At 50.5% G+C, this 25824-nt stretch carries 27 protein-coding genes, 4 tRNA genes and 1 pseudogene; 17 read left to right on the top strand and 15 right to left on the bottom strand.

Features of this window, described 5'->3' with window-relative positions; translation table 11 throughout:
• Nucleotides 1-132: 132 nt before the first annotated feature.
• The 10 genes and pseudogenes from nuoI to KHQ09_RS07935 all read right to left on the bottom strand — a co-directional run bounded on the left by nuoI (nt 133) and on the right by KHQ09_RS07935 (nt 9200).
• Nucleotides 133-624 carry an NADH-quinone oxidoreductase subunit NuoI gene (gene nuoI / locus KHQ09_RS07980; RefSeq protein WP_022711736.1) on the bottom strand — a complete coding sequence of 164 codons (492 nt, stop codon included), beginning with the start codon at nt 622-624 and terminating at the stop codon, nt 133-135.
• Between the two features lie 11 nt (nt 625-635).
• Nucleotides 636-1682, bottom strand: a complete 1047-nt coding sequence (nuoH, locus tag KHQ09_RS07975; protein ID WP_075655568.1) for an NADH-quinone oxidoreductase subunit NuoH — start codon at nt 1680-1682, stop codon at nt 636-638.
• Nucleotides 1683-1808: 126 nt separating this feature from the next.
• The gene (gene nuoG, locus KHQ09_RS07970; protein ID WP_213597537.1) at nt 1809-3890 is read right to left on the bottom strand and encodes an NADH-quinone oxidoreductase subunit NuoG; all 2082 of its coding nucleotides are present in this window, start codon (nt 3888-3890) and stop codon (nt 1809-1811) included.
• A 127-nt stretch (nt 3891-4017) separates the two neighbouring features.
• Nucleotides 4018-5324, bottom strand: a pseudogene (gene nuoF, locus KHQ09_RS07965) (NADH-quinone oxidoreductase subunit NuoF).
• Between the two features lie 3 nt (nt 5325-5327).
• Nucleotides 5328-5957 (bottom strand): NADH-quinone oxidoreductase subunit NuoE, encoded by a 630-nt coding sequence (gene nuoE, locus KHQ09_RS07960; protein WP_213597533.1) that lies wholly within the window; start codon nt 5955-5957, stop codon nt 5328-5330.
• Nucleotides 5957-7147, bottom strand: a complete 1191-nt coding sequence (locus KHQ09_RS07955; protein WP_022711741.1) for an NADH-quinone oxidoreductase subunit D — start codon at nt 7145-7147, stop codon at nt 5957-5959. Before KHQ09_RS07955 ends, nuoE begins: the two co-directional genes overlap by 1 nt.
• Nucleotides 7140-7580, bottom strand: coding sequence for a GFA family protein (locus KHQ09_RS07950; protein ID WP_213597531.1), 441 nt, complete (start codon nt 7578-7580; stop codon nt 7140-7142). The genes KHQ09_RS07955 and KHQ09_RS07950 overlap by 8 nt, the downstream gene beginning before the upstream one ends.
• A gap of 28 nt (nt 7581-7608) precedes the next feature.
• Nucleotides 7609-8217: an NADH-quinone oxidoreductase subunit C gene (locus tag KHQ09_RS07945; RefSeq protein ID WP_028233835.1), complete on the bottom strand. Its 609-nt coding sequence runs from the start codon at nt 8215-8217 to the stop codon at nt 7609-7611.
• Between the two features lie 12 nt (nt 8218-8229).
• Complete coding sequence (locus KHQ09_RS07940; RefSeq protein WP_033316155.1) at nt 8230-8799, bottom strand: NuoB/complex I 20 kDa subunit family protein; 570 nt, start codon at nt 8797-8799, stop codon at nt 8230-8232.
• A gap of 35 nt (nt 8800-8834) precedes the next feature.
• Nucleotides 8835-9200 carry an NADH-quinone oxidoreductase subunit A gene (locus KHQ09_RS07935; protein WP_022711745.1) on the bottom strand — a complete coding sequence of 122 codons (366 nt, stop codon included), beginning with the start codon at nt 9198-9200 and terminating at the stop codon, nt 8835-8837.
• A 482-nt stretch (nt 9201-9682) separates the two neighbouring features.
• On the opposite strand from KHQ09_RS07935, the gene KHQ09_RS07930 reads away from it, so the two are divergent.
• Entirely contained in the window at nt 9683-9904 is a 222-nt protein-coding gene (locus KHQ09_RS07930) for a hypothetical protein (RefSeq protein WP_213597529.1), read from the top strand.
• 115 nt (nt 9905-10019) lie between these two features.
• Here the strand turns inward: KHQ09_RS07930 and KHQ09_RS07925 are convergent.
• Together KHQ09_RS07925 and KHQ09_RS07920 are read right to left on the bottom strand one after the other, a co-directional pair.
• Nucleotides 10020-10096, bottom strand: a tRNA-Asp gene (locus tag KHQ09_RS07925).
• 199 nt (nt 10097-10295) lie between these two features.
• Nucleotides 10296-10372: transfer RNA gene (locus KHQ09_RS07920), tRNA-Asp, on the bottom strand.
• 411 nt (nt 10373-10783) lie between these two features.
• Here KHQ09_RS07920 and KHQ09_RS07915 point away from each other — a divergent pair.
• From KHQ09_RS07915 to KHQ09_RS07870, 10 genes are all read left to right on the top strand, one after another.
• Nucleotides 10784-10859 (top strand) — tRNA-Val (locus KHQ09_RS07915).
• A 101-nt stretch (nt 10860-10960) separates the two neighbouring features.
• Nucleotides 10961-11036: transfer RNA gene (locus tag KHQ09_RS07910), tRNA-Val, on the top strand.
• Between the two features lie 667 nt (nt 11037-11703).
• Nucleotides 11704-11964 carry a hypothetical protein gene (locus KHQ09_RS07905; RefSeq protein ID WP_213597527.1) on the top strand — a complete coding sequence of 87 codons (261 nt, stop codon included), beginning with the start codon at nt 11704-11706 and terminating at the stop codon, nt 11962-11964.
• A 506-nt stretch (nt 11965-12470) separates the two neighbouring features.
• Nucleotides 12471-12692: a glutaredoxin-like protein NrdH gene (gene nrdH / locus KHQ09_RS07900; protein ID WP_022710815.1), complete on the top strand. Its 222-nt coding sequence runs from the start codon at nt 12471-12473 to the stop codon at nt 12690-12692.
• A gap of 271 nt (nt 12693-12963) precedes the next feature.
• Nucleotides 12964-13374 (top strand): class Ib ribonucleoside-diphosphate reductase assembly flavoprotein NrdI, encoded by a 411-nt coding sequence (nrdI, locus tag KHQ09_RS07895; RefSeq protein WP_022710813.1) that lies wholly within the window; start codon nt 12964-12966, stop codon nt 13372-13374.
• Nucleotides 13375-13631: 257 nt separating this feature from the next.
• Nucleotides 13632-15737: a class 1b ribonucleoside-diphosphate reductase subunit alpha gene (gene nrdE, locus KHQ09_RS07890; protein ID WP_116088138.1), complete on the top strand. Its 2106-nt coding sequence runs from the start codon at nt 13632-13634 to the stop codon at nt 15735-15737.
• Between the two features lie 69 nt (nt 15738-15806).
• Nucleotides 15807-16781 carry a class 1b ribonucleoside-diphosphate reductase subunit beta gene (nrdF, locus tag KHQ09_RS07885; protein WP_022710811.1) on the top strand — a complete coding sequence of 325 codons (975 nt, stop codon included), beginning with the start codon at nt 15807-15809 and terminating at the stop codon, nt 16779-16781.
• A 325-nt stretch (nt 16782-17106) separates the two neighbouring features.
• Nucleotides 17107-17298: a Flp family type IVb pilin gene (locus KHQ09_RS07880; RefSeq protein ID WP_116088139.1), complete on the top strand. Its 192-nt coding sequence runs from the start codon at nt 17107-17109 to the stop codon at nt 17296-17298.
• A gap of 107 nt (nt 17299-17405) precedes the next feature.
• Nucleotides 17406-17579 carry a Flp family type IVb pilin gene (locus tag KHQ09_RS07875; protein ID WP_213597525.1) on the top strand — a complete coding sequence of 58 codons (174 nt, stop codon included), beginning with the start codon at nt 17406-17408 and terminating at the stop codon, nt 17577-17579.
• Between the two features lie 117 nt (nt 17580-17696).
• Nucleotides 17697-18953: a cytochrome P450 gene (locus tag KHQ09_RS07870; protein WP_213597523.1), complete on the top strand. Its 1257-nt coding sequence runs from the start codon at nt 17697-17699 to the stop codon at nt 18951-18953.
• Between the two features lie 57 nt (nt 18954-19010).
• Here the strand turns inward: KHQ09_RS07870 and KHQ09_RS07865 are convergent, their stop codons facing one another.
• The 3 genes from KHQ09_RS07865 to KHQ09_RS07855 all read right to left on the bottom strand — a co-directional run bounded on the left by KHQ09_RS07865 (nt 19011) and on the right by KHQ09_RS07855 (nt 21249).
• Nucleotides 19011-19352 (bottom strand): cupin domain-containing protein, encoded by a 342-nt coding sequence (locus KHQ09_RS07865; protein WP_213597521.1) that lies wholly within the window; start codon nt 19350-19352, stop codon nt 19011-19013.
• Entirely contained in the window at nt 19352-20638 is a 1287-nt protein-coding gene (locus KHQ09_RS07860; RefSeq protein WP_213597519.1) for an O-acetylhomoserine aminocarboxypropyltransferase, read from the bottom strand. The genes KHQ09_RS07865 and KHQ09_RS07860 overlap by 1 nt, the downstream gene beginning before the upstream one ends.
• A 194-nt stretch (nt 20639-20832) precedes the next feature.
• Nucleotides 20833-21249 carry a CoA-binding protein gene (locus KHQ09_RS07855; protein ID WP_238481591.1) on the bottom strand — a complete coding sequence of 139 codons (417 nt, stop codon included), beginning with the start codon at nt 21247-21249 and terminating at the stop codon, nt 20833-20835.
• A 367-nt stretch (nt 21250-21616) separates the two neighbouring features.
• On the opposite strand from KHQ09_RS07855, the gene rplM reads away from it, so the two are divergent.
• From rplM to argC, 6 genes are all read left to right on the top strand, one after another.
• A complete protein-coding gene (gene rplM / locus KHQ09_RS07850) occupies nt 21617-22081 on the top strand; it encodes a 50S ribosomal protein L13 (protein WP_022710805.1) in 465 nt (154 codons plus the stop codon).
• Nucleotides 22081-22560, top strand: a complete 480-nt coding sequence (rpsI, locus tag KHQ09_RS07845; RefSeq protein WP_022710804.1) for a 30S ribosomal protein S9 — start codon at nt 22081-22083, stop codon at nt 22558-22560. The genes rplM and rpsI overlap by 1 nt, the downstream gene beginning before the upstream one ends.
• A gap of 169 nt (nt 22561-22729) precedes the next feature.
• A complete protein-coding gene (locus tag KHQ09_RS07840) occupies nt 22730-23089 on the top strand; it encodes an antibiotic biosynthesis monooxygenase family protein (RefSeq protein WP_213597515.1) in 360 nt (119 codons plus the stop codon).
• Nucleotides 23086-23547, top strand: coding sequence for a GNAT family N-acetyltransferase (locus KHQ09_RS07835; RefSeq protein ID WP_213597513.1), 462 nt, complete (start codon nt 23086-23088; stop codon nt 23545-23547). The genes KHQ09_RS07840 and KHQ09_RS07835 overlap by 4 nt, the downstream gene beginning before the upstream one ends.
• Before the next feature lie 191 nt (nt 23548-23738).
• Complete coding sequence (gene speB / locus KHQ09_RS07830; protein ID WP_213597511.1) at nt 23739-24689, top strand: agmatinase; 951 nt, start codon at nt 23739-23741, stop codon at nt 24687-24689.
• Between the two features lie 191 nt (nt 24690-24880).
• Complete coding sequence (gene argC, locus KHQ09_RS07825) at nt 24881-25813, top strand: N-acetyl-gamma-glutamyl-phosphate reductase (protein ID WP_213597509.1); 933 nt, start codon at nt 24881-24883, stop codon at nt 25811-25813.
• The last annotated feature ends 11 nt before the right edge of the window (nt 25814-25824 follow it).

Below are 25824 nucleotides of genomic sequence, written 5' to 3'. Positions count from 1 at the left end.
ACATGAGGCAAAACTTCAAGCACAACAGCCATGAGCACCAAAAGCTCCGGCTATTGCACCAACTTAAATATTCAGCTCCGCCCTCTCCGGACAGAGGAACTCATCTTAGCGATCCGACGGGCTTAGCCCATCTTAGCGATAAGGTGAGTCCATCGCGATATTGCGCGCAATTTCACGTTCCCAACGGTCACCATTGGCGAGCAGCTTTTCTTTATCATAGTAAAGCTCTTCGCGGGTTTCCGTGGCGAATTCGAAATTCGGCCCTTCAACAATCGCATCAACCGGACAGGCTTCCTGACAGAAACCGCAATAGATGCATTTGACCATATCAATGTCATAACGCACGGTGCGGCGGGTTCCGTCATTGCGGCGCGGACCGGCTTCAATTGTAATTGCCTGTGCCGGGCAGATCGCTTCGCAAAGCTTACAGGCGATGCAGCGTTCTTCACCATTCGGATAACGGCGCAGGGCATGTTCACCGCGGAAGCGCGGTGAAACAGGACCTTTTTCATGCGGGTAGTTCAATGTTGCCTTAGGCGCAAAGAACTGACGCATGGAGAGAAAGAATGCTCCGACGAATTCTTTCAGAAGCAGTGATTTAGCGGCTTGAGCGATAGAAGCCATGTGATGTCTCCTTAACCTACGAGGCCGGTAAATTTGAGGAATGCAGCGGTCGCTACAACCATGAACAGCGAGATCGGCAGGAATACTTTCCAGCCCAGACGCATCAGCTGGTCATAACGGTAACGCGGTACGAATGCCTTCACCATCGCAAACATGAAGAAGCACATGCAGAGCTTCAGCATGAACCAGACAATGCCCGGCACCCATGCGAGGAACCATACATCCACGATTGGCAGCCAGCCGCCAAGGAACAGAATGGTCATCAATGCGCACATCAGAGTGATGGCAACATATTCACCGAGGAAGAACAGCAGGAACGGTGTCGACGAATATTCGATCATATGACCGGCAACAAGTTCGGATTCCGCTTCAACCAGATCGAACGGAGGACGGTTGGTTTCCGCCAGTGCCGAGATGAAGAAGATCACGAACATCGGGAACAGCACGAGCCAGTTCCAGTCGAGGAACGAGTTCGGCAGACCCAGCGAAGTACCAAGACCTGTGGACTGAGACAGCACGATGTCGGTCAGGTTCAGGGAACCGGCAACCAGCAACACTGTTACAATCACAAAGCCGATCGAAACTTCATAGGAAACCATCTGCGCTGCGGAGCGCAGTGCGCCGAGAAACGGATATTTCGAGTTTGAAGCCCAGCCACCCATAATCACGCCATAAACTTCAAGTGAAGATATAGCGAGAATATAAAGGATACCGACATTGATATTGGCAATTGCCCAGCCTTCACTGACCGGAATAACCGCCCATGTTGCCAATGCCAGCAGTGCCGAAATAAACGGCGCCAGCAGGAACACGGCTTTATTGGCACCCGATGGGATGATCGGCTCTTTGAATACGAATTTCAAAAGATCCGCAAAAGCCTGAAACAGTCCCCAAGGGCCGACAACGTTTGGTCCCCGACGCAACTGTACCGCAGCCCAGATCTTACGATCCGCATAAAGCAGATAGGCTACAACAATCAGCAATACGACGAGCAGAACGACTGACTTCAGCGCTATGATCAGCGCCGGTAAGACGTAAGCTGCAAAAATACCGTCCATTTTCCCGTCTCTCTCTTACAGCACTGCGTAGTTTTAAGTCCCACGCAAGGGCAAGCTGTAAACCTTATTATTTAGCAATATCAGCTCCTTAAACCCGAAAGCTTAAGGAGCTGTATGCATCAATGCTTATTCGGCTGCCTGCTGGAAGCCACCCTTTGCCAGCGCGGAACATTCAGCCATCACAGCTGAAGCGCGGGCAATCGGGTTTGTCAGATAGAAATCTGTGACAGGCGAAGCAAATGCAACGCCCTTTACTGCAGCTGCTTTTGCACCGAGAGTTGCGATATCCGCAACCTGACCGGCAGCCACTGCGTCAATCTGAGCCATATGCGGATAGTCCGCATAAAGCGCTGCACGCAGCTGAGCCAGACTGTCAAACGGCAGTTTCGCGCCCAGAATATCAGACAATGCACGCAGGATTGCCCAGTCTTCCTTGGCTTCACCCGGAGCAAAACCGGCACGGTTTGCCAGCTGTACGCGGCCTTCCGTATTCACATAAGTACCGGATTTTTCTGTATAGGTGGAACCTGGCAGGATCACATCAGCAGCATGTGCACCGGCATCACCATGGGTACCGATATAGACAACGAAGCTCGAACCTTTGTTGGACAGATCCAGTTCATCTGCACCGGCAAGGAACAGCACATCCATCTGGCCAACCATGTCAGCAGCCTTAACACCGCCCTCACCCGGCACGAAGCCGAGATCCAGAGCGCCAACGCGGGCAGCGGCAGTGTGCAGAACTGCAAAACCGTTCCACTCTTCGCTCACTGCGCCAACGGCATTCGCCAAAGCAGCAGCCTGAGCCAGTACAGCCTCACCGGTTTCGCCGGTCAGTGCACCCTGACCGATCAGGATCAGCGGACGCTGTGCATTTTTCAGAACATCAAAGAACTTGTCTTTGCCGCTTGCAACCTGAGCCAGCGTATCAGAACCGGCGCCGAGATAGTTGTAAGCATAACGCAGATCTGCCTGTTCACCGATCAGACCAATCTGCAGTCCACCCTGACGCTGACGCTTCAGAATACGTGCATTGAGCACCGAAGCTTCAAAACGCGGGTTGGAACCCACGATCAAAATCGCATCTGCCTGTTCGATACCTTCAATCGTCGGATTGAAGATGTAAGAAGCGCGGCCGAATTTAGGATCAAGCGCAACACCATCCTGACGGGCGTCAATATTGACGGAACCGAGTTTGGTCATCAGGCTCTTCAGTGCGTAGAGTTCTTCCACATTGGCCAGATCACCGGCAATCGCGCCGATTTTGGCAGCTGAAGTCTTGGCAACAGCAGCTTTAACCGCAGCAAATGCTTCGCTCCAGCTTGCAGCCTGCAGACGACCATTGACGCGAACATAAGGGCGGTCAAGGCGCTGGGTGCGCAGACCATCCCAGATGAAACGGGTTTTGTCGGAAATCCACTCTTCGTTCACCTGTTCGTTCAGACGCGGCATAATGCGCATCACTTCACGACCACGGGTATCAACGCGGATGTTTGAACCAAGCGCATCCATCACGTCGATAGATTCTGTCTTGTTCAGCTCCCAAGGACGTGCCTGAAACTCGTAAGGCTTGGATGTCAGCGCACCGACCGGGCACAGATCAATCACATTGCCCTGCAGTTCAGAGGTCATTGCGCGTTCGAGATAGGTGGTGATTTCAGCATCCTCACCGCGACCTGTGAGGCCGAGCTCGGAGATACCGGCAACTTCCGTGGTGAAACGAACGCAGCGCGTGCAGTGAATGCAGCGTGTCATGATCGTTTTGACCAGAGGGCCGATATATTTATTTTCAACAGCACGTTTGTTTTCGCGGTAACGCGAACCATCGGTACCGAAAGCCATCGCCTGATCCTGCAGATCGCACTCACCGGCCTGATCGCAAATCGGGCAATCCAGCGGGTGGTTGATGAGCAGGAATTCCATCACACCTTCACGGGCCTTTTTGACCATAGGTGTGTTGGTGAAAATTTCAGGTGTTTCGCCGTTCGGGCCCGGACGCAGATCGCGTACGCCCATAGCGCAGGATGCAGCCGGCTTCGGCGGTCCGCCTTTAACTTCAACCAGGCACATGCGGCAATTGCCGGCAATGGAGAGGCGTTCGTGGAAACAGAAACGCGGCACGGTAGCGCCAGCCTCTTCGGCTGCCTGAAGAAGCGTGTAGTGATCGGGTACTTCGATCTCGTTACCGTCAACTTTGATCTTTGCCATCGCTTGTCCAAACCTGCGGCACTTGCCGCATTCTTTTAAACCCGCGGCATCCGCCGCATCATATTAATTCTGCGGCAATGCCGCTTCATGACTGAACGGGCAGACCGCAACCGGCCTGCCCTGAAGCTTATTCCGCAGCTTCGAGCCGGATATTACGGCTCTGAACAGCATTGCGGGTATAATCATCAATACGCTTTTCAATTTCCGGACGGAAATTGCGGATCAGACCCTGAATTGGCCATGCAGCCGCATCACCAAGCGCACAAATCGTATGACCTTCAATCTGCTTGGTCACGTCGAACAGCATGTCGATTTCGCGCTTCTGCGCGTTACCGGTGACCATGCGTTCCATCACGCGCCACATCCAGCCTGTACCTTCACGGCAAGGCGTGCACTGGCCGCAGCTTTCGTGCTTGAAGAAGGCCGACAGACGGGCAATCGCTTTGATGATGTCGGTTGACTTATCCATAACGATAAGACCGCCGGTACCGAAAGACGACTTAACATCGCGCATACCGTCGAAATCCATGATGGCGTCCATCATATTTTCTGCGGTAACCACAGGACAGGATGCCCCCCCGGAATAACTGCAAGCAGATTGTCCCAACCGCCGCGGATACCGCCGGCATGTTTTTCAATCAGTTCGCGGAACGGAATACCAAGTGCTTCTTCCACGGTGCATGGTGTGTTCACATGGCCGGAAATCTGGAACAGCTTGGTGCCCACATTGTTCGGACGGCCGATGGAAGAGAACCATGCGCCGCCGCGACGCAGAATGGTCGGAGCAACTGCAATGGATTCCACGTTGTTCACAGTGGTCGGGCAGCCGTAAAGACCCATATTCGCAGGGAATGGCGGCTTCAGGCGTGGCTGGCCTTTTTTGCCTTCCAGGCTTTCCAGCAACGCAGTTTCTTCACCGCAGATATAAGCGCCCGCACCGTGGGAAACGAAAACGTCCATATCCCAGCCGCACTTGTTGTTTTTGCCAAGCAGACCGGCTGCGTAGCATTCATCAATCGCCGCCTGCAGGGCTTCACGCTCGCGCATGAATTCACCGCGGATATAGATGTAAGCTGTATGTGCGCCCATTGCGCAACCGGCAATCACGCAGCCTTCGATCAGCGTATGCGGATCGTGGCGCATGATATCACGGTCTTTACAGGTGCCCGGCTCCGATTCGTCGGCATTGACGACGAGATAATGCGGGCGACCGTCGCTTTCCTTCGGCATGAAGGACCATTTCATGCCGGTCGGGAAGCCCGCACCGCCACGACCGCGAAGGCCGGAAGCCTTCATCTCATTGATGATCCAGACACGGCCTTTTTCGACAAAACCTTTGGTATTGTCCCAATGGCCACGGGACATAGCGCCTTTGAGCGATTTGTCTTTCAGACCATAAATATTTGTAAAGATGCGATCTTTATCAGCCAGCATCAATCAGCCCTCCGCTTTCGGATTGCTTGTCGTCAAAGATGTCAAACCACCAATCGGCGCAGAGAAATCACGGTCGATCTGCGGACCCGGCTTGATGGTATCACCCTTGCCTGCTTCAAAAGCATCAATGATTTCTTCAAGGCGTTCAGGTGTCAGGTCTTCATAAGCGTCTTTGAAGATCATGACCATCGGCGCATTGACGCAAGCACCCTGACATTCAACTTCTTCCCAAGACAGCGTGCCCGAAGCATTTGGTGTCAGCGGATCATGATGAATTTTGTGCTTGCACACTTTCATCAGCTCTTCAGCACCGCGCAATGCGCATGGTGTTGTACCGCAAACCTGAATATGGGCGCGTGTACCAACCGGCTTGAGCTGGAACTGGGTATAGAATGTTGCCACTTCCAGAACGCGGATCAGCGGCATTTCCAGCATAGCTGCAACATGCTCAATCGACGCCTTGGTGACCCAGCCATCCTGTTCCTGCGCACGCATCAGCAGCGGAATAACCGCAGACTGCTGGCGACCTTCAGGGAATTTCTTAATTGTCTTTTCAGCCCAGGCCTGATTTTCCGCATTAAACGAAAAGCTGGCCGGCTGAACGGAATCATCTGCGAGACGACGGACGGACATCAGCGGTCTACCTCACCAAACACAATATCGAGCGAGCCAAGGATCGCGGAGACGTCGGCCAGCATATGACCGCGACACAGGAAATCCATGGCCTGAAGATGAGCAAAACCCGGTGCACGCAATTTGCAACGATACGGTTTATTAGTGCCGTCAGACACCAGATAAACACCGAATTCACCCTTCGGTGCTTCCACTGCGGCATATACCTCGCCTTCCGGCACATGGTAACCTTCAGTGTAAAGCTTGAAATGATGGATGAGAGCTTCCATCGAGCGTTTCATTTCGCCACGTTTCGGCGGAACAATCTTATTGTCCATGTTCGACACAGGGCCGACGCGCTCTTTACCGAGCAGCAGTTCACAGCACTGGCGCATGATGGAAGCGGACTGGCGCATTTCTTCCATACGGATCAGATAGCGGTCATAGCAGTCGCCGTTCTTACCGATCGGAATGTCGAATTCCATTTCATTATAGCATTCATAAGGCTGCGATTTACGCAGATCCCATGCTGCACCCGAACCGCGCACCATGACACCGGAGAAACCCCATGCCCATGCATCATCCAGAGACACAACGCCGATATCAACGTTACGCTGTTTGAAAATACGGTTGCCGGTAATCAGATTGTCCAGATTGTTCAGCGTCTTGAAGAACGGATCAATCCAGTTGGCAATATCCTGAACCAGCTGCTCAGGCAGATCCTGATGAACGCCGCCCGGACGGAAATAGGCTGCGTGCATACGGGCGCCGCAAGCGCGCTCATAGAACACCATCAGCTTTTCACGCTCTTCAAAGCCCCAGAGCGGCGGTGTCAGTGCACCAACGTCCATAGCCTGTGTGGTTACGTTCAGCAGGTGATTGAGAATACGGCCGATTTCCGAGTAAAGTACACGGATCAGCTGACCGCGCTTCGGCACATCAATACCGAGCAGGCGCTCAACCGCCAGCGCATAAGCGTGCTCCTGATTCATCGGCGCCACATAATCGAGGCGGTCGAGATAAGGCACAGCCTGCAGATAGGTTTTGGCTTCCATCAGCTTTTCGGTACCGCGATGCAGCAGACCGATATGCGGATCAACACGCGCCACAACTTCACCATCGAGCTCAAGCACCAGACGCAGAACGCCGTGCGCCGCCGGATGCTGCGGGCCGAAGTTGATATTAAAATTTCTTACTTGTGTCTCAGCCATTCTCGGCATCCTGTGTAGAGGCAAAAGCTGCCAGAAACTCTGCTTCCGTCATTTTGCTCGTATCATTGGCAAAAGCGTAACTATCAGGCTTACAGTCGATATAAATCTCTGTTGTAAACCTGAATTGCGAAGGATTTTCAAACGCCTGAACGGAAACAACATTATGAGAACCATCCTGCATGCGCCACATCAGAGTGGAGCCGCAGACTTTGCAGAAACCGCGTTCACCCCATGCGGATGAACCGTAAAAGCCGAGATCATCACCTTTGGTGATTTCAAGACTGTCTCCGCAATCCACACAGAGAAACACACCGCCGGACCAACGGCGGCACATTGAACAGTGGCAGGCGCCCATTTCGTCATTCACAGGCTTCGCCGAAAACTGCACTGAACCACAGAGGCAGCGACCTTCCAACTTAGCACCATCAGACATTTTTAAATCCTTCAGCTAACGTGACAGATTAATTTGACTTCGCTTTCTCATCACCCGGAAGCACATAATCTGTTGCTTCCCACGGGGACAAGAAATCAAAATTACGGAATTCCTGACGCAGCTCAACCGGCTCGTAAACAACGCGTTTGACCTGATCATCATAACGGACTTCGACAAAACCGGTCAGCGGGAAATCCTTACGCAGCGGATGACCTTCAAAACCGTAATCTGTCAGCAGACGGCGCAAATCCGGATGACCGGAGAACAGAATGCCGTACATGTCGTAAGCTTCACGCTCGTACCACAATGCACCCGGATAAACGCCGGTGATTGATGGCACCGGTGTATCTTCATCGGTGATGACACGAATGCGGATACGCAGGTTATGACGCGGCGACATCAGCTGATAGACCACATCAAAACGATTGACGCGGCCCGGATAGTCCACACCGCTCAGATCGGTGAAATTCACGAACTGGCACTGCACATCATCGCGCAGGAATGTCAGCACAGAAATAATCTGACTGCCCGGCACAGTGATGCTCAGTTCACCGTAACGCAGTGAGGTTTCATCGATTTTGCCTTCGAGGCGTTCGGACAGATAGGCCGAGAGTTCATTGAGAGCTTCTTGAATCATCATATCCCCCAATCAACGCTCAATCGTACCGGTGCGGCGAATCTTCTTCTGCAGCATGAGAATGCCGTAGAGCAGTGCTTCAGCGGTCGGAGGGCAGCCCGGCACATAGATATCAACCGGAACAACACGGTCACAACCACGCACAACAGAATAGGAGTAATGGTAATAACCGCCGCCATTCGCGCAGGAGCCCATGGAGATCACATAGCGCGGCTCCGGCATCTGGTCGTAAACCTTGCGCAGTGCCGGTGCCATTTTATTGGTCAGCGTACCTGCAACAATCATTACGTCGGACTGACGCGGAGACGCACGCGGCGCAATACCGAAACGCTCGGCATCATAGCGCGGCATGGAAATATGCATCATTTCCACAGCACAGCAGGCCAGACCGAAAGTCATCCACATCAGCGAGCCGGTGCGCGCCCATGTAATCAATGCATCAGCAGAGGTAACAATGAAGCCCTTATCGGACAGTTCATTATTCAGCTCACCGAAAAACGCATCATCCTGACCGATCAGCTTACCGGTATTCGGATCAATAATACCCTTAGGGCGGGGAGCTATCAGCGTCCCGCCACCCATATTGGCATTAGAAGACATAGTGTTTTGGCCAGAGGTCAATCCCATTCGAGGGCTCCCTTCTTCCATTCATAAATGAAGCCGATGGTGAGTACACCAAGGAAGACCATCATGGACCAGAAACCAAACATACCAATTTCACCGAAGGACACAGCCCACGGGAACAGGAATGCAACTTCAAGGTCGAAGATGATGAAAAGAATGGATACCAGATAGAAACGCACGTCGAATTTCATGCGCGCATCGTCAAATGCGTTAAATCCGCACTCATAGGCGGACAGTTTTTCTGGATCCGGCTGTCTGTACGCGACCAGGAACGGCGCTACCAGCAACGCAATTCCGATCACCATTGCCACGCCAATAAAAATGACGATCGGCAGATAGGAACTTAAAAGCTCGTTCATTACCCTATTTCCGGCTTCAAGATGTAAAGTTGTGCACTACATAAGCCATTTGACGGCTACAGCCATGTGACACATTGCACCTTACAATCAATCTCGCCCAAACAGCTTCAAATGGCGTGCCGTGCGAATACAGTGCTTTGTGTGGGGACGGTTACCGCAGTCAACCCGTTTGCGCAAGCCTTTAAAGCACATGACTGCCCTGCGCTCACACGGATATGATTAATAAAAGCCATCCTGTTAACAACTCCGTGCCGCCCGCGTTTTGCGCAGACACCAGCAGTCATCACACCACTATATTACACAAATTTCCGTAAAAATCATTCAGCTCTGATTTGCAGGCTAAAAAGAATCTGTTTCACGCCGCAAGGCGAGTCGCCCCTCACCTCATGCGGCACATCATGCAAAATGCGTAATCAGCCTGCAGGTGAATCAATGTATTTTAAAACCTGATATTTTTTGATTTATTTTTATGGGAAATGCCAATGCACACACCACTTGGCGCCATTACAGGATTAATCCCTCTGACCGCCGCACTCCTATCCGCAACCACCGGGATATTCGCTTATATCCTGCTGAATGGCAGCGGAACACCGACAATTATCGAGATCGTCGCTGTCAGCTCCCTGCTCATCAGCCCGATCGCATTCGCTACCATCCCACGGAAACTGACGAAACCATTTCAGCAATCCTGCGGCCAAAATTGAAAAACAAGCAGCAATCCCCGCCCCTGCGGATATGCATTATAATATATAGACCATAGAAAAGGATAATTGGCGGGGTGCGCCACTTTCTCTGAACTGTACTTTAAAGAAGAGAAAGTGGCGCGAGTGACGGGGCTCGAACCCGCGACCTCCGGCGTGACAGGCCGGCACTCTAACCAACTGAGCTACACCCGCGCAGTACTTCATTTGCTGAAGTGATTTGGTATGTACCCTGATTCATTTTTAAAATCAAAGGGTTTTCTTACAAATTTTACAAATAAATGAAGAAAATTTGCATTTAAAAACAAATGCTTAAATCGGGACATCAAAGGGAAATATAAAGCAGGCGGGGTGCGCCACTTTCTCATAAACTGTATTTTGTAAGAAGAGAAAGTGGCGCGAGTGACGGGGCTCGAACCCGCGACCTCCGGCGTGACAGGCCGGCACTCTAACCAACTGAGCTACACCCGCGCAGTATTTTCAGAGATTATCTGAAAGCCTTAAGCTATTCGCTTGAGGCACCGTGACGTTTCCGTTCGGTATGGGCGCTGTCTAATGTGTTCACTATGAACTGTCAAGCGAGCTTTTGAAAGTTTTTCACCGAAAAGAGGATAAAAATGCGCAAAGCCCGAACAGAGCACTTTATATATATAGGCAGTCCACAAATGACCGATTTTATGCACAGCACGCGATAAAAAGACGAGCCCCCTCGCTCCCTATAAGCATCTGAATTCAAAGAATCATCCGAAACGCATGACGGGATGGCATCAGGAATGTGAAGAAACAAAAATTAATTCAAATTTCTGTTTTATTTTTGATTTTTGCTCTTGCGCTTAGTCAAAGAATTCCTTAAACGAGCCTCACAGCCGCTTCAAAGCGAGCGGGCGATTAGCTCAGTTGGTAGAGCGCTTCGTTTACACCGAAGATGTCGGGAGTTCGAGTCTCTCATCGCCCACCATTCATTTCTGAGAAATCAGATCAGTGAATGACAATTATAGATATGTTGTGCTCATATTTATAATTGAAAACTTAAGTCAGCACATACCGCTTTTAGCGAGCGGGCGATTAGCTCAGTTGGTAGAGCGCTTCGTTTACACCGAAGATGTCGGGAGTTCGAGTCTCTCATCGCCCACCATTTCCTCCCCTCTTCTGCAAATCAACATTTTGTACCTTACGCTAATTTTCGGCGGAAATTGTTTCATGCAGAATCGCAGTCTCATGACTGACTAGAGCGGTTTACGTCCAGATTGAATCACAGTGCTCGCTCTAGATTCTTTATTTGATCGCATTATCACGGGCATCAAGTTGATCCAACTTGACTGTGAAATGCTCTATCCTCACATCTTCCTTTCTGCACTTCTTCTCCGCCTCATTTAAGAATCGCCTGCCCGCTCCGGCCGCTTTTGTAAAGAAAAGAATCTGCCCGGAAACAGCAAAGATTCCGCCCCAAAACCGCTCATATCTTATATGCTGCAGTTAAGAATCAAGCTGAGCGGTGGCAGCACGCCTGCCGACCCTGCTGATGCCCTTTTGGCACATCTCCACATATTAATTCAGCCCTGTGTATAGCGGGTAAAATTATCAGAGAGACACCATAGGTATTGACGAAAAATTCATAACATATACCATATATAGTGTCTTGAGCGGTTCTTCGATTCTGCAAACCGCAGCTTCGCAACCACGCTCAAAACGGCTTTATCAGGCACAATGAAACCGGCGATACGCAATGCGATCCGGGATAGTTGCGTCGAAATTTTTGCCGGTTCTCAGGAGGTAACTCCTTTCCGGCGGAGAATCGGAACTTGTTGTTATCAACAGGCTCCGGGAATGTTGAAGACGGAAGAAATGTGATCCGTTGCGCCGGTGTTGTTTTTAGTATCGCAGGCACACAGATCACATTTCAGCAAGGCAACAGGAATCAGGTTATGCGCAAGGTCAGAGCTGCTTTTCAGGGATCGGAAAACAAACAGATGTCAGCATCTGCCGTTCAGAAACCTGTTTCAGCAGATTTGTCAGCGGTCAGAGCGAATCTTCGCCCGATGGCTTTATACGACCATCTCTGATGACGCATCCGGCTCCTCTGTGAGCTGTTCCTTCCAGCCTCTCCCGCCGTCCGTTCCGTTCTTATCAGTTTAAGCAAGTTCAGCATGCGTTTTGCGGAATAACCGCAGTTTGTGCAGCAGATTTAAAGGTGCGCTTTGCACCTGAAAGGCCTCCGCCCTCTCGTTTCAAAAGCGGCGGAACCACAATGCTCGGATTTATCACCGCCGGTGCGTCTCTGGATGAACCATAACGGTGAGGAATACAGGGAAGCGTAAACAAGAAGTTCTTTGAGGGCACAACGCTCCGGGGAACGAAGAATCCCGCACCGCAAGGTGCAAAAGAAAAGAGCACCGTCAGGTGCAGATACAAGAAGGCACCGCAAGGTGCAGACCAATGAGGCCCTGCCAAGGGAAACTGTAGCCCCCGCTACAATGTCCGCTGACTATTCTCTCCGGAATAATCAACAGGCATATAACGCATATCAGTCTCTGAAAAATATCAGGGCGATCAAGAAACGAGGAATCCGATGTCCATTACTGTTTACAGCAAGCCAGCCTGCGTTCAGTGCACCGCCACCTATCGCGCTCTGGAACGTCAGGGAATCGATTTCAACATCATTGATATTTCTGCAGATGCAGAAGGCTACGACACAGTTAAACGTCTCGGTTATATGCAGGTTCCTGTTGTTGTTGCCGGTGACACACATTGGGCAGGCTTCCGCCCTGACATGATCAGCGCGCTGGCTTAATTATAATGGCCTGAGCGTTCCGGTTTGACTGTCATATCCGGACAATCCGCCTGACTGTTCAATCTGGCCGGTAATTCTCTGCCCGTCTTTCGCTTTGCAAGACGGGCAGAAGCCGGAACCAGAAACGGCATTTCAGGCAAATCACAAAAGCTATGCCCTCTTCCTGTATAATGCACAGCATTGGCTGCAAAGCCGGACTGGTGCCACTATATATAGAGGGTCTTTGTTTGACTTCAGTGTCTCACTGGAGATTTAACATGAGGAAGTGGCTATGAGCATGCTCGTCTATTTTTCAAGCGGCACGCAAAATACGCATCGCTTTGTCACAAAAACCGGACTGCCTGCTCTGCGTATTCCGTGCAGCATGAAGGCCGATCTTTTACAGGTGACACAACCTTTTGTGCTGGTTGTCGCAACCTATGCCGGCGGGGACGGACGCGGTGCTGTTCCCAAGCCTGTGATCCGTTTTCTGAATGACAGTGCCAACCGTTCCTTTATTCGCGGTGTGATTGCCGGTGGCAACCGTAATTTCGGTGCAACCTATTGTCTTGCCGGCAATGTCATATCCGAGAAATGTCAGGTGCCGTTTCTGTATCGCTATGAACTGGCCGGAACGGATGATGACGTTATCAATGTGCGGAATGGTCTGCGAAAATTCTGGCAGGCAGACCTCGCTGCCTGACTTCTGAGCCCATACAGGGTTCAACAACGAAATTAAATTGCTGTCCGTTTTCTCAAACGAAAATCCGGATCAGTATTGTGAACAGATGTGAAAGCGAAGCCGGTCTTTGTTTTGCACATACCGACAAATAAATTGGCCAACACATATTGGCCGAAAAATGAATTGGAAAAACTGTGGCGACTCTTGAGCTTGAACGGACAGAAAAGAACAACATCAACAGTTCAAACAACGGGAGTTCTAAAAAGGACACTCCGGCAATGGACTATCATGCGCTGAATGCCATGCTGAACCTGTTCGGTCCGAATGGTGAGATCCAGTTTGATATGGATCGCAAGGCCGTTCGCCAGTATTTTCTCCAGCATGTGAACCAGAACACGGTTTTCTTCCACAATCTGGAAGAGAAACTCGATTATCTGGTGACTCAGAATTATTACGAAAAAGAAGTGCTGGATCTGTATTCTTTTGAATTCGTCCAGAATCTCTTCAATCTCGCTTATAAAAAGAAGTTCCGCTTCCCGACCTTCCTCGGCGCGTTCAAATATTACACCAGCTATACGCTGAAGACTTTTGACGGTCTGCGCTATCTGGAACGTTATGAAGACCGCGTTTGCATGGTTGCATTGGCACTTGCCGACGGCGACGAGGCTCTGGCGATCTCGATCATGGAAGAAGTGCTGTCCGGCCGTTTCCAGCCTGCGACACCGACCTTCCTCAATGCCGGTAAAAAACAGCGCGGTGAGCTGGTTTCCTGCTTCCTGCTGCGCATGGAAGACAATATGGAATCGATCGGCCGTTCGATCAATTCTGCACTGCAGCTCTCCAAGCGCGGCGGTGGTGTGGCCTTCTCGCTCACCAATATCCGTGAACATGGCGCGCCGATCAAAATGATCGAGAATCAGTCTTCCGGTATTATTCCGATCATGAAGCTGCTCGAAGATGCATTTTCCTATGCGAACCAGCTCGGTGCGCGTCAGGGTGCCGGTGCGGTTTACCTCAATGCCCACCATCCGGACATTATGCGCTTCCTCGATACCAAGCGCGAAAATGCCGATGAAAAAATCCGCATTAAAACCCTGTCGCTCGGCGTGGTGATTCCGGATATCACCTTTGAACTGGCGAAGAATGACGAGGATATGTATCTGTTCTCGCCATATGATGTGGAACGCGTTTACGGTGTACCTTTCACGGAAATTTCCGTGAGCGACAAATATCGCGAAATGGTTGATGACGGCCGTATCCGCAAGCAGAAGATCAAGGCACGCGCCTTCTTCCAGACACTGGCGGAAATTCAGTTCGAATCCGGCTACCCATATATCATGTTCGAAGACACCGTGAATGCAGCCAATCCGATTGCCGGCCGCATCACCATGAGCAATCTCTGCTCTGAAATTCTTCAGGTCAGCGAAGCCAGCACCTATAAAGATGATCTGAATTACGAACATATCGGCAAAGATATTTCCTGTAACCTCGGTTCGCTCAATATTGCGATGACCATGGACTCACCGGATTTCGGCAAGACCGTTGAAACATCAATCCGTGCGCTGACCGCTGTGTCGGATATGAGCAAGATCAATTCCGTGCCATCAATTGCCCGCGGCAATGATGAATCACACGCGATCGGTCTGGGTCAGATGAACCTGCACGGCTATCTGGCACGTGAACGCATTTTCTACGGTTCTGAAGAAGGTGTGGATTTCACCAATATCTATTTCTACACCGTGACCTATCACGCAATTAAAGCGTCCAACCGCATTGCAATGGATCGCAAGTCAAGCTTTGTCGGCTTTGAAGATTCAAAATATGCCGACGGCACTTTCTTCGACAAATATACTGACAAGGTCTGGGAACCCGAAACTGCCCGCGTTCGTGAACTGTTTGAAACAGCAGGTGTTACGATCCCGACACAGGCGGACTGGGAAGAACTGCGCAAATCGGTGATGGCGCATGGTATGTATAACCGTAACCTTCAGGCTGTTCCGCCGACAGGTTCGATTTCTTACATCAACAATTCGACCTCCTCGATCCATCCGATTGCGTCCAAGATTGAAATCCGCAAGGAAGGTAAGATCGGCCGCGTTTATTACCCTGCCCCGTTCATGAGCAATGATAATCTCGATTATTATCAGGATGCCTATGAGATCGGTGCCGAGAAGATCATCGATACCTATGCAGCAGCGACGCAGCATGTGGATCAGGGTCTGTCGCTCACACTGTTCTTCCGTGATACCGCAACAACACGCGATATCAACAAGGCGCAGATCTATGCATGGCGCAAGGGAATCAAAACTATCTACTATATCCGCCTGCGCCAGATGGCTCTGGAAGGCACACAGGTAGAAGGCTGCGTTTCCTGCACCCTTTAAACCCTATCCTTTTATATAAAACCGTCTGCCGCAGAGCAGACGGTTCATCCGAACAGATCAGAGCACGTTATGAACGCCCAACCTAAACTCGTCTGCGCCACCAAGGCTGTTAACTGGAACCGTATCGAGGATGATAAAGATCTCGAAGTATGGAACCGTCTGACCGGTAATTTCTGGCTGCCGGAAAAAGTTCCGCTGTCCAATGATATTCCGTCCTGGGGCACGCTGACACCGGCAGAAAAAACACTGACTATCCGTGTTTTCACCGGCCTGACCCTGCTGGACACCATTCAGAACACCATCGGCTCCATCTCCCTGATGCCGGATGCTGTGACCCCGCATGAAGAAGCTGTTCTGTCGAATATCAGCTTCATGGAAGCGGTTCATGCCCGCTCCTACTCCTCCATTTTTTCCACTCTGTGTTCGACACCGGATGTGGATGATGCCTATCGCTGGAGTGAAGAAAACCCGCATTTGCAGCGCAAAGCAGCTCTGATCATCAATGAGTATAAATCTGATGATCCGATGAAGCGCAAAATCGCCAGTGTTTATCTGGAAAGCTTCCTGTTCTATTCCGGTTTCTATCTGCCAATGTACTGGTCAAGCCGTGCGAAACTGACCAATACTGCCGATCTTATCCGCCTGATTATCCGCGATGAGGCCGTGCACGGCTATTATATCGGCTATAAATATCAGGTGGCTCTGGAAAAAGAGAGCGAAGCCCGCAAGGAAGAGCTGAAAGATTTCGCCTTCTCGATGCTGCTTGATCTCTATGAGGTTGAAACCAAATATACAGAAGCGCTTTATGACGGCACCGGCCTGACCGAAGATGTCAAAAAATTCCTGCATTACAATGCAAACAAAGCGCTGATGAATCTCGGTTATGAGCCACTGTTCCCGAGTACTGTGACCAATGTTAATCCGGCGATTCTGTCATCGCTTTCACCGAATGCTGATGAGAATCACGACTTCTTCTCTGGCTCCGGCTCCAGCTATGTGATCGGTAAAGCCGTTGCTACAGAAGATGATGATTGGGATTTTTAATTCTTCCGTCAGGAAATAAACGGTTTTTCATTGATATTCCGTCTGTTTTCCAATGATCCGAATATTTATGCCCCTGGGACCAAGCAACGTCTCAGGGGCATTTCTTTTTAGATACATCATTTAAGATATTGAAAATAAAGTCATATTTTAATTTTTGAATATACAAAGCAATTCACGACAGGCACAATAAAAGTAATTCATTAAGCAAGTTCAATGCTTAAACTTCATTTACTATGTAATTTAAGCCTTGAAAAACACTCTTCAGGCTATAAGTCGTAACAGGTCAGCAAGACCATAACGAAAAGAACTATCTGGAGTTAAGGCAATGAAAGCAATTTTTAAGCGCTTCCGCAAAAATGAAGACGGTGCAACTGCAATCGAATACGGCCTGATTGCCGCTCTGATCGCTGTTGTTATTATTGGTGCTGTAACCTTCCTCGGCACTCGTATCCAGGCAACATTCAATACCGTTGGTACTGCTCTTCAAACTGCAACTACCCCTCCTGCTGGCAACTAACAATAAGTGGCTAGCTTATTAAGCTTAAAGTTTCGAATCCGTCCGGCAACAGCCGGGCGGATTTCTCTAGTGGCCTATTCGATTAACCGTCGTATCAGGTGAAAACTATGCAAAAGCAAAAATTCTGGAAGTCACAAAACGGCGCATCTGCAGTTGAGTATAGTCTTATTGCTTGTTTTATAGCCTTGGCGATTGTTGGTTCACTTTATTTTTTGGGCTCTGAACTACATACATTATTTGATACTGCTGCAAAAATTCTACCTGCAACACCACAACCTTAACGAATAGCGTATTTAATCAAATCCGCTCCCCATGCCGCGCTTTGTCACGCTGCACATCTCCCTCATCTGCTTCTATAGTCGCATACTCATTCTGAATAGTAATGCGATGAAAGCCTGATGAATCACATACCAAGCGCCTCTGTAAAACCTGACTATCTCCATTTTGATCCTGCGACCCGCCATGTGCGGATTGATCCGCATCAGCCGGAGTTCGTGCAGAATCCCTATGCAGCTTACGCATGGCTGCATCACAATGCGCGGGTGTTTTTCTGGGAAGATTACGGTTTCTGGTGCTTTGCCGGTTATGACGACATCAACAAGCTGTTCCGCGACCGCCGTTTTGGCCGTGAAGAACCGGGCGGCTACCGCGCCAATGCTATTAATCGTGAACATCTCAAAGATTTCGACGGCGTTGAGCGTCACTCCATGCTCGAAATTGAGCCGCCGGTGCATACCCGTCTGCGCACCCTCGTTAATCGTGCTTTTGTCTCCCGTCAGGTCGAGCGTCTGCGTCCCCGCATTGAAAAGCTCGCCAATGAGTTAATTGATGGTTTTGAGCACCAAGGCCATGTCGACCTGATGCCAGCCTTCGCCACCCCTATTCCGGTGGTGGTGATTGCCGAAATGCTGGGTGTGCCGACCGACAATGCCCCACAGCTGCTCGACTGGTCGCATCGCATGGTCAACATGTATATGCACAATGCCACTCGCGAGGTGGAAGACAGTGCCAATCAGGCAGCCAAAGAATTCTCCGACTATCTGCGTGACTATGCTGCGCAGCGTCGCAAAAATCCGGGTGATGACCTACTGAGCCTGTTGCTTGCCGCAGAAGAAAACGGTGCCAAGCTCTCGGAAGATGAGTTGATTACCACTTGTATTCTGCTGCTCAATGCTGGACATGAAGCAACGGTCAATCAGACAGGCAATGCGGTTAAGACCATTCTGCAAAGCGGACTGGATCATCGCGCTCTGTTTGCAACGCCGGAATCAACAGCTGCTGTAGTTGAGGAAAGCCTGCGCTTTGATGCACCGCTGCATATGTTCACCCGCTATGCCTATAATGAGACTGAAATTGCTGAAGGCGTAACGCTCAAAGCCGGTGAACAACTTGGTCTGCTACTTGGTTCCGGCAACCGCGATTATCAGGCTTTTGAGCAACCAGACCGTTTCTGGCCGGAGCGTCCGGATCAGAAGAATGTTTCCTTCGGAGCCGGTATCCATTTCTGCATCGGCGCACCGCTGGCACGCTTGGAAATGCAGGTTTCTCTGGCAACATTGTTCAAACGCCTGCCGAATATCCGTTTTGCCGAGCCACCGCTTTATGGCGACACCTATCATTTCCACGGCATGCAAAGCCTGAAACTGGAATGGTAAAAACAAAAACGCCGCGTCCCATAGGACGCGGCGTTTTCTATTTCAGACAGTATAAGTTTAAAGCTTTATCACATAGGTTTTACGAGTCGTTTCAATAACTTCCCATGTACCTTTAAAGCCCGGTCTGATGATGAAACTATCGCCTGCCCGCAAAGTGACCGGCTCTTTGCCTTCTTCCGTCACCACAGACACACCGCTGATCAGCTGGAAGAACTCCCACTCATCATAAGCGACATGCCATTTACCAACTGTCGACTCCCAGATACCGGCATAAAGCCCGTCTGAGGTCTCCTCCGCATTCCATGTTCTGAACTGCGGATTGCCGGAAATGATACGCCCTTCTGCGGGCGCACCAAGTTCCGGTTCAGACTCTGTGTTTACAGGCAGCAACAGCGACATCAGGCGATCTTTGCCAAAGCCTGTTCAAGATCAGCGATAATATCGTCAGCATCTTCAATACCAATCGACAGACGCACCACTTCAGGTCCGGCACCGGCAGCAACTTTTTGTTCGTCAGTCAGCTGGCGATGGGTGGTTGATGCCGGATGAATAACCAGCGAGCGCGTATCGCCGATATTGGCCAGCAGTGAGAACAGTTCCAGCGAGTTCGCAAAAGTCTTACCGGCTTCATAGCCGCCCTTCAGACCGAAGGTGAAAACCGCGCCGCCGCCTTTTGGCGAATATTTCTGCTGCAGAGCGTGATATTTGTCAGTCGGCAGACCGGCATAACGCACCCATGAAACTTTCTCGTGCTTTTCCAGCCACTGAGCTACTTTCAGCGCATTGTCGCAATGACGCTGCATACGGAGCGGCAGAGTTTCAATGCCGGCCAAAATCTGGAACGAGTTGAACGGAGAAATCGCCGGACCAAAATCACGCAAACCGAGTGTGCGTGCTGCAATCGCAAAAGCAATATTACCGAAGGTTTTGTGTAGTTCCGCACCGGCATATTCAGGACGTGGCTCGCTCAGCATCGGGTAATTGCCGGATTTCGACCAGTCAAATGTACCGCCATCGACCAGAATACCGCCCATGGAATTGCCATGACCACCGATGAATTTAGTCAGCGAGTGCACAACAATATCTGCACCATGTTCGATCGGACGGATCAGATATGGCGATGCCATTGTATTATCAACGATCAGCGGCAGACCGTGCTTATGCGCGATTTCCGCAATCGCTGCGATATCAACAACGATACCGCCCGGATTGGCCAGACTTTCAACAAAGATCGCACGGGTTTTGTCGTCGATCTGTTTCTCGAAGCTGGAAACATCGTCCACATCACCCCAGCGCACTTCCCAGCCGAAAGACTTAAAAGCATTGCCGAACTGATTGATCGAACCGCCATAAAGCTTGTTCGCAGCGATGAAATTATCGCCGGTGCGCAGCAGATTATGGAAAACCAGCAACTGAGCAGCATGGCCGGATGCAGTCGCAACCGCAGCTGTGCCGCCTTCAAGCGCTGCAACGCGCTCTTCCAGAACCGCAGTGGTCGGGTTGGTCAGACGGGTATAGATATTGCCGAATGCCTGCAGGCCGAACAAAGCGGCAGCATGATCCACATCATCAAAAACATAGGATGCAGTCTGATAAATCGGCGTGGTGCGGGCACCGGTTGTCGGATCCGGTTTTGCGCCTGCATGAATAGCAAGTGTATCAAAACCCGGGCTGCGCTTGGACATTCTCTACTCCCCAAAATAAACAATTTGGGTCAGGTTAGAATTTTACTCTCGCACAAGCAAAGAAAAAGATTCCGCTTATCACTATAATACACGCAAACTATTATCTTTTTCCGCAGGTGCAACTATAAATTACCCGCAGATTTACATTGCGGTAAAACAGAAATTTTGAACCGCAATGTCACATAAAGCTAAAATCAGGCAGTGATCAGACGCTGATGCTGCTGTTTTGTACACATATTGGTCACCACCTGCATACCAGCAGCGCGGGCTTTGGCTTCAGCCTCTTCATGGCTGATTTCAAGCTGCAACCACAAAACATCCGGCTGTGTTTTCAGTGCCAGAATTTCATCGACAATTGCAGGCACGGCATTGGAAGCGCGGAAGACATCGACAATATCAATCTTCTCCGGAATATCGGAGAGCGAGGCATAAACTGTCTGCCCCAATATCTGCTTCCCCGCCTGCCCCGGATTGACCGGAATAACTTTATAACCATGCTCCAGCAGATATTTCATCACACCAAAGCTTGGACGATCCTCATTCGGAGAAGCGCCGACCAGCGCGATCACATGTTTGGTTTGCAGGATAGATCTGACTTCCGTTTCATTCATGGCATTCTCCGTTTTCATGCTGCTATGCATCACATTCTGCAGAAGATATAATCTAGGCATAAAATGCGGGCAATTGAAGTGATGCGGCAGGCCGGACGGAAATATAGAGAAAAAATCGCCTGACTTTTATAGGGTAATATAATACCGCAATTTTAACGCATTGATTTTAAAAGATAATTACAAACATACGCAGATTCAGCACACTTGACGCCCACCCACAGGCGCTGTATTGGACAGCCAGAAAGCGTACATTTGTCAAAGATGAGCGGTTTTCATTTGTTACGCGCAGATTTCTGCCGCAACACAAGCAACAAAAAAAGCCTTGCTCCAGTCTCTGTTGCAAGGATTATTTCCAAGGATAACTTCAATGGCAACTTTTTCCCAGAAGCCAGCAGAAGTGGTGAAGAAGTGGATCCTGATCGACGCTGAAGGCGTTGTTCTCGGTCGTCTCGCTTCTCAGGTCGCCAACATTCTGCGCGGTAAGAACAAACCAACCTTTACCCCACACGTTGACGACGGTGACAATGTCATCATCATCAATGCTGACAAGGTTGTTCTGACCGGCAAGAAGTACACCGACAAGGTTTACTACTGGCACACTGGCCACCCAGGCGGTATTAAAGAACGTACAGCTCGTCAGATCCTCGAAGGCCGTTTCCCGGAACGCGTCGTTGAGAAGGCGATTGAACGTATGGTTCCGCGCGGTCCGCTCGGCCGTCGTCAGATGAAAAACCTGCGCGTTTATGCAGGCGCTGACCACCAGCACGAAGCACAGCAGCCAGAAGTCCTCGACATCGGCGCTTTGAACAGCAAAAATAAGAGGAACGCATAATGGCTGAGCAGCTCAACTCGCTCGAAGAACTTGGCACAGTTGCAGCAGCTGCTGCTCCTGAAGCTCCTGTTCACGTTAAAAAAGTCGACGCTCTCGGACGTTCTTATGCGACCGGTAAGCGTAAAGATGCGATTGCACGCGTTTGGGTAAAGCCAGGCACAGGCAAGATCATCGTGAACGGCAAAGAGTTCAACGCATATTTTGCTCGTCCGGTTCTGCAGATGGTTCTGCAGCAGCCAATCGTTGCAACAAACCGCACTGGTCAGTTTGACATTATTGCGACTGTTGCCGGCGGTGGTCTGTCCGGTCAGGCTGGTGCGGTTCGTCACGGCATTTCAAAAGCCCTGACCTACTACGAACCAGCTCTGCGTGCAGTGCTGAAAAAAGGCGGCTTCCTGACACGCGACAGCCGTGTTGTAGAACGTAAGAAATACGGTAAGGCGAAAGCCCGTCGTAGCTTCCAGTTCTCCAAGCGCTAATCGCGCTCTGGGGCTTAGTTCTCCAAGCGTTAATCTTTTATCGCTTACGAACGACAGAAAAGCGGGTCTTCGGATCCGCTTTTTTTATTTCATGCGACAGAGTAGCCGCTGTCTCCTGCATTGCTTGGTCTTTATGTTTCCATATCAACAAGCCTCAGGATTCTGTTTCATGCACAATCGCTCTCCGTTCGCCACCCTTCCTCAGCCGCCTTATTACATCGTTGCTTTTTCATCGCAGCGCACGTCTGATGATGATACAGGCTATGGCGAAATGGCCGGTCAGATGGTTGAGCTGGCGGAGAAGCAGGACGGTTTTCTCGGTATTGAAAGCGTGCGTGATGCAAGCGGCTTCGGCATTACCAATTCTTACTGGCGCGATGAAGAAGGCATTCGCAACTGGAAGCGCAATGTCGACCATCTGGCAGCGCAGAAACAGGGACGCGCAGCATGGTATGAAGCCTATGCTTTACGGATTGCCCGTGTTGAGCGGGCTTATGGTTTTCATGCTGAAAGCTCTAAAACCAAATGACAGCTCATAACTTCATATTGAAGCGTTTAGGCTTGCAGGATATGGCGCAGGCTTCCCGCATCCATCGGGCATCCTTCGATAACACTCTGCCATGGCTGAAAGGCCTGCATACACCTCAAGAAGATCAATGGTTTTACGAGAACTGCGTCTTTCCGCAATGTGAGGTCTGGGCAGTATTTTCCCCTGACATGGCTGGTATTATTGCCTTTAAAACAGGCTGGATTGAGCAGCTCTATATTCTGCCGGATTTTCAGAGTCGCGGTATTGGCAGTGCCCTGCTCAGGCAGGCGCAAAAGACGTTCCCGCATCTGCAATTATGGACATTTCAGCGAAATCGTCAAGCGCAGCAATTCTACGAGAAACACGGTTTTATCGCGATTGGTAAAACCGACGGCAGCGGCAATGAAGAAAAAGAACCGGATATGCTATATGAATGGCGCAGAGCCGGTTTGATTTAAGACACATCATTCTTCTCCCGCCATACGTAATAGGCAGAATTGCCGATTATTATCTCGCCAAGATCAACAATCACGACCTTCTTGCGCCCGATAATTCTCAGCAATTTAAATATCGGATGCCGCTTTATCAGCCCGCCAAAAGACGCTACAGCTTGTATCGTCAGTTTTGTTTCAGCTTACGGTGTTACTTCATGGCGCATAAATCCATCGACAATGCTTTTACGGCTCAGACGATCAAGGGAGCCGCAACCGACCCTACTCATGCCGGTGCCCTCTCCTTTATGCGGCGTCTCTATAGTAAAGATGTGAGCAATGCCGATGCGGTAATCTGGGGCATTCCGTTTGATGCAGCCGTTTCCAACAGGCCGGGCGCCCGTTTTGGCCCGCAGGCTATCCGCCGTGCTGCAGCGATTTTTGATAATGATCCGCAATATCCGTTTCAGCGCGATTTGTTTGAAAATCTGGCGGTGATTGATTACGGCGACTGCCTGCTCGATTACGGCAATCACCAGCTGACACCGGCAACCATTGAGCAGGAAGCCGCTAAACTGATCGCCAATGATGCTTTTCTGGTGTCGCTTGGCGGCGATCATTTTGTGACATGGCCGATCCTCAAAGCCCATGCCGCGAAATATGGCCCGCTGGCCTTAGTGCAGTTTGATGCCCATCAGGACACCTGGTTTGATGACGGCAAGCGTATCGATCACGGCTCATTTGTTGCCCGTGCTGTACGCGACGGTATTATTGATCCGGCTGCATCTATCCAGATCGGTATCCGCACCCATGCACCGGAAGATTGCGGCATTCAGATTCTCTATGGTCACGATGTTGAAGATATGAGCGCCAAAGACATTGTGCAGGCGATTGAAACCCGTACACAGGGGCGCAAAACCTACGTCACTTTCGACATTGATTGTCTTGATCCGGCCTATGCGCCCGGTACCGGCACACCGGTTGCAGGCGGCCCGTCCTCGGCACAAATGCTATCGGTGCTGCGTCAGCTCGGCAAAATTGATATTGTCGGCGCTGATATTGTAGAGGTTGCACCGGCCTATGACCATGCCGATATAACAGCCATTGCAGGCGCGACAATTGCCATGCATTATCTGGGTCTGCTTGCGGAAAAGAAAGCCGCGCGCTAAAGCGGTTCCGGTGAATATTGAATCACTGGCACTGCTCCGACTGTTTGATTTTACGCATTGTCCTCCGGCAAAACAGGTTCCCGCTTTTGCCGGAAATGCTTTAGTCTCACAGAATGAATCAACTGCTTGACAGAATGATTCAGCAATAACTCCTAACACTCTGAATTCTCTACCATTAAGGCAAAATTCAAATGAAACCGAAAATCTTTATTGACGGCGAACATGGCACAACGGGTCTGCAGATCCGCACCCGCCTTGCCGGTCGCACTGATCTGGAAGTCCTTTCTATTCCGGAAGAAGAACGACGTAATAAAGATTTGCGCGCTGACCTGCTGCGCTCGGCTGATATTGCTATTCTCTGCCTGCCGGATGATGCCTCGCGTGAAGCAGTTATCCTGCTTGAAGGCCATTCCACGCGTATTATCGACACGTCAACCGCGCACCGTACCCATTCAAACTGGGTCTATGGTTTTGCCGAACTGGAAGCATTGCAGGCGCAGCGTATCCGCGAAGCCCGTCTGGTTGCCAATCCGGGTTGCTATCCGACCGGTGCAATCTCGCTTATTCGTCCGCTGCGTGATGCAGGGCTGATGAACAGCGATTACCCTGTCACCGTCAATGCGGTATCCGGCTATACCGGCGGCGGCAAGCAGATGATTGCCCAGATGGAAGATGTGAACCATCCGGAACATATGAAGGAAAACAACTTCCTCTATGGCCTGACACTCAGGCACAAGCATCTGCCGGAAATGCAGATGTATGGCAAACTCGACCATGCTCCGATTTTTGCACCAAGTGTCGGCCGTTTTGCGCAGGGTATGATTGTGCAGGTTCCGATCCATCTCGATCTGCTCAAAGGCAAACCGACAATGGAAGACGTGCATAATGAGCTGAAAGCACATTATTCCGGTCAGAAAATCGTGCGTGTTGTCCCGCTTGAAGAAAGTAGCGCCATGGCGCGTGTCGATGCCGAAATGCTGGCAGATACAGATGGTATGAATCTTTATGTCTTCGGTTCTGAAGGCGGCAAGCAGATCAATCTGGTCGCCGTACTGGATAATCTCGGCAAAGGTGCATCGGGTGCAGCCGTGCAGAATATGAATCTGATGCTGGGTCTGCGTTAACCGGAGCATTC

The organism is Pseudochrobactrum algeriensis, from assembly GCF_018436245.1.
Classification (GTDB): domain Bacteria; phylum Pseudomonadota; class Alphaproteobacteria; order Rhizobiales; family Rhizobiaceae; genus Pseudochrobactrum; species Pseudochrobactrum saccharolyticum.
This window is presented reverse-complemented; position numbering and strand designations above follow the sequence as displayed.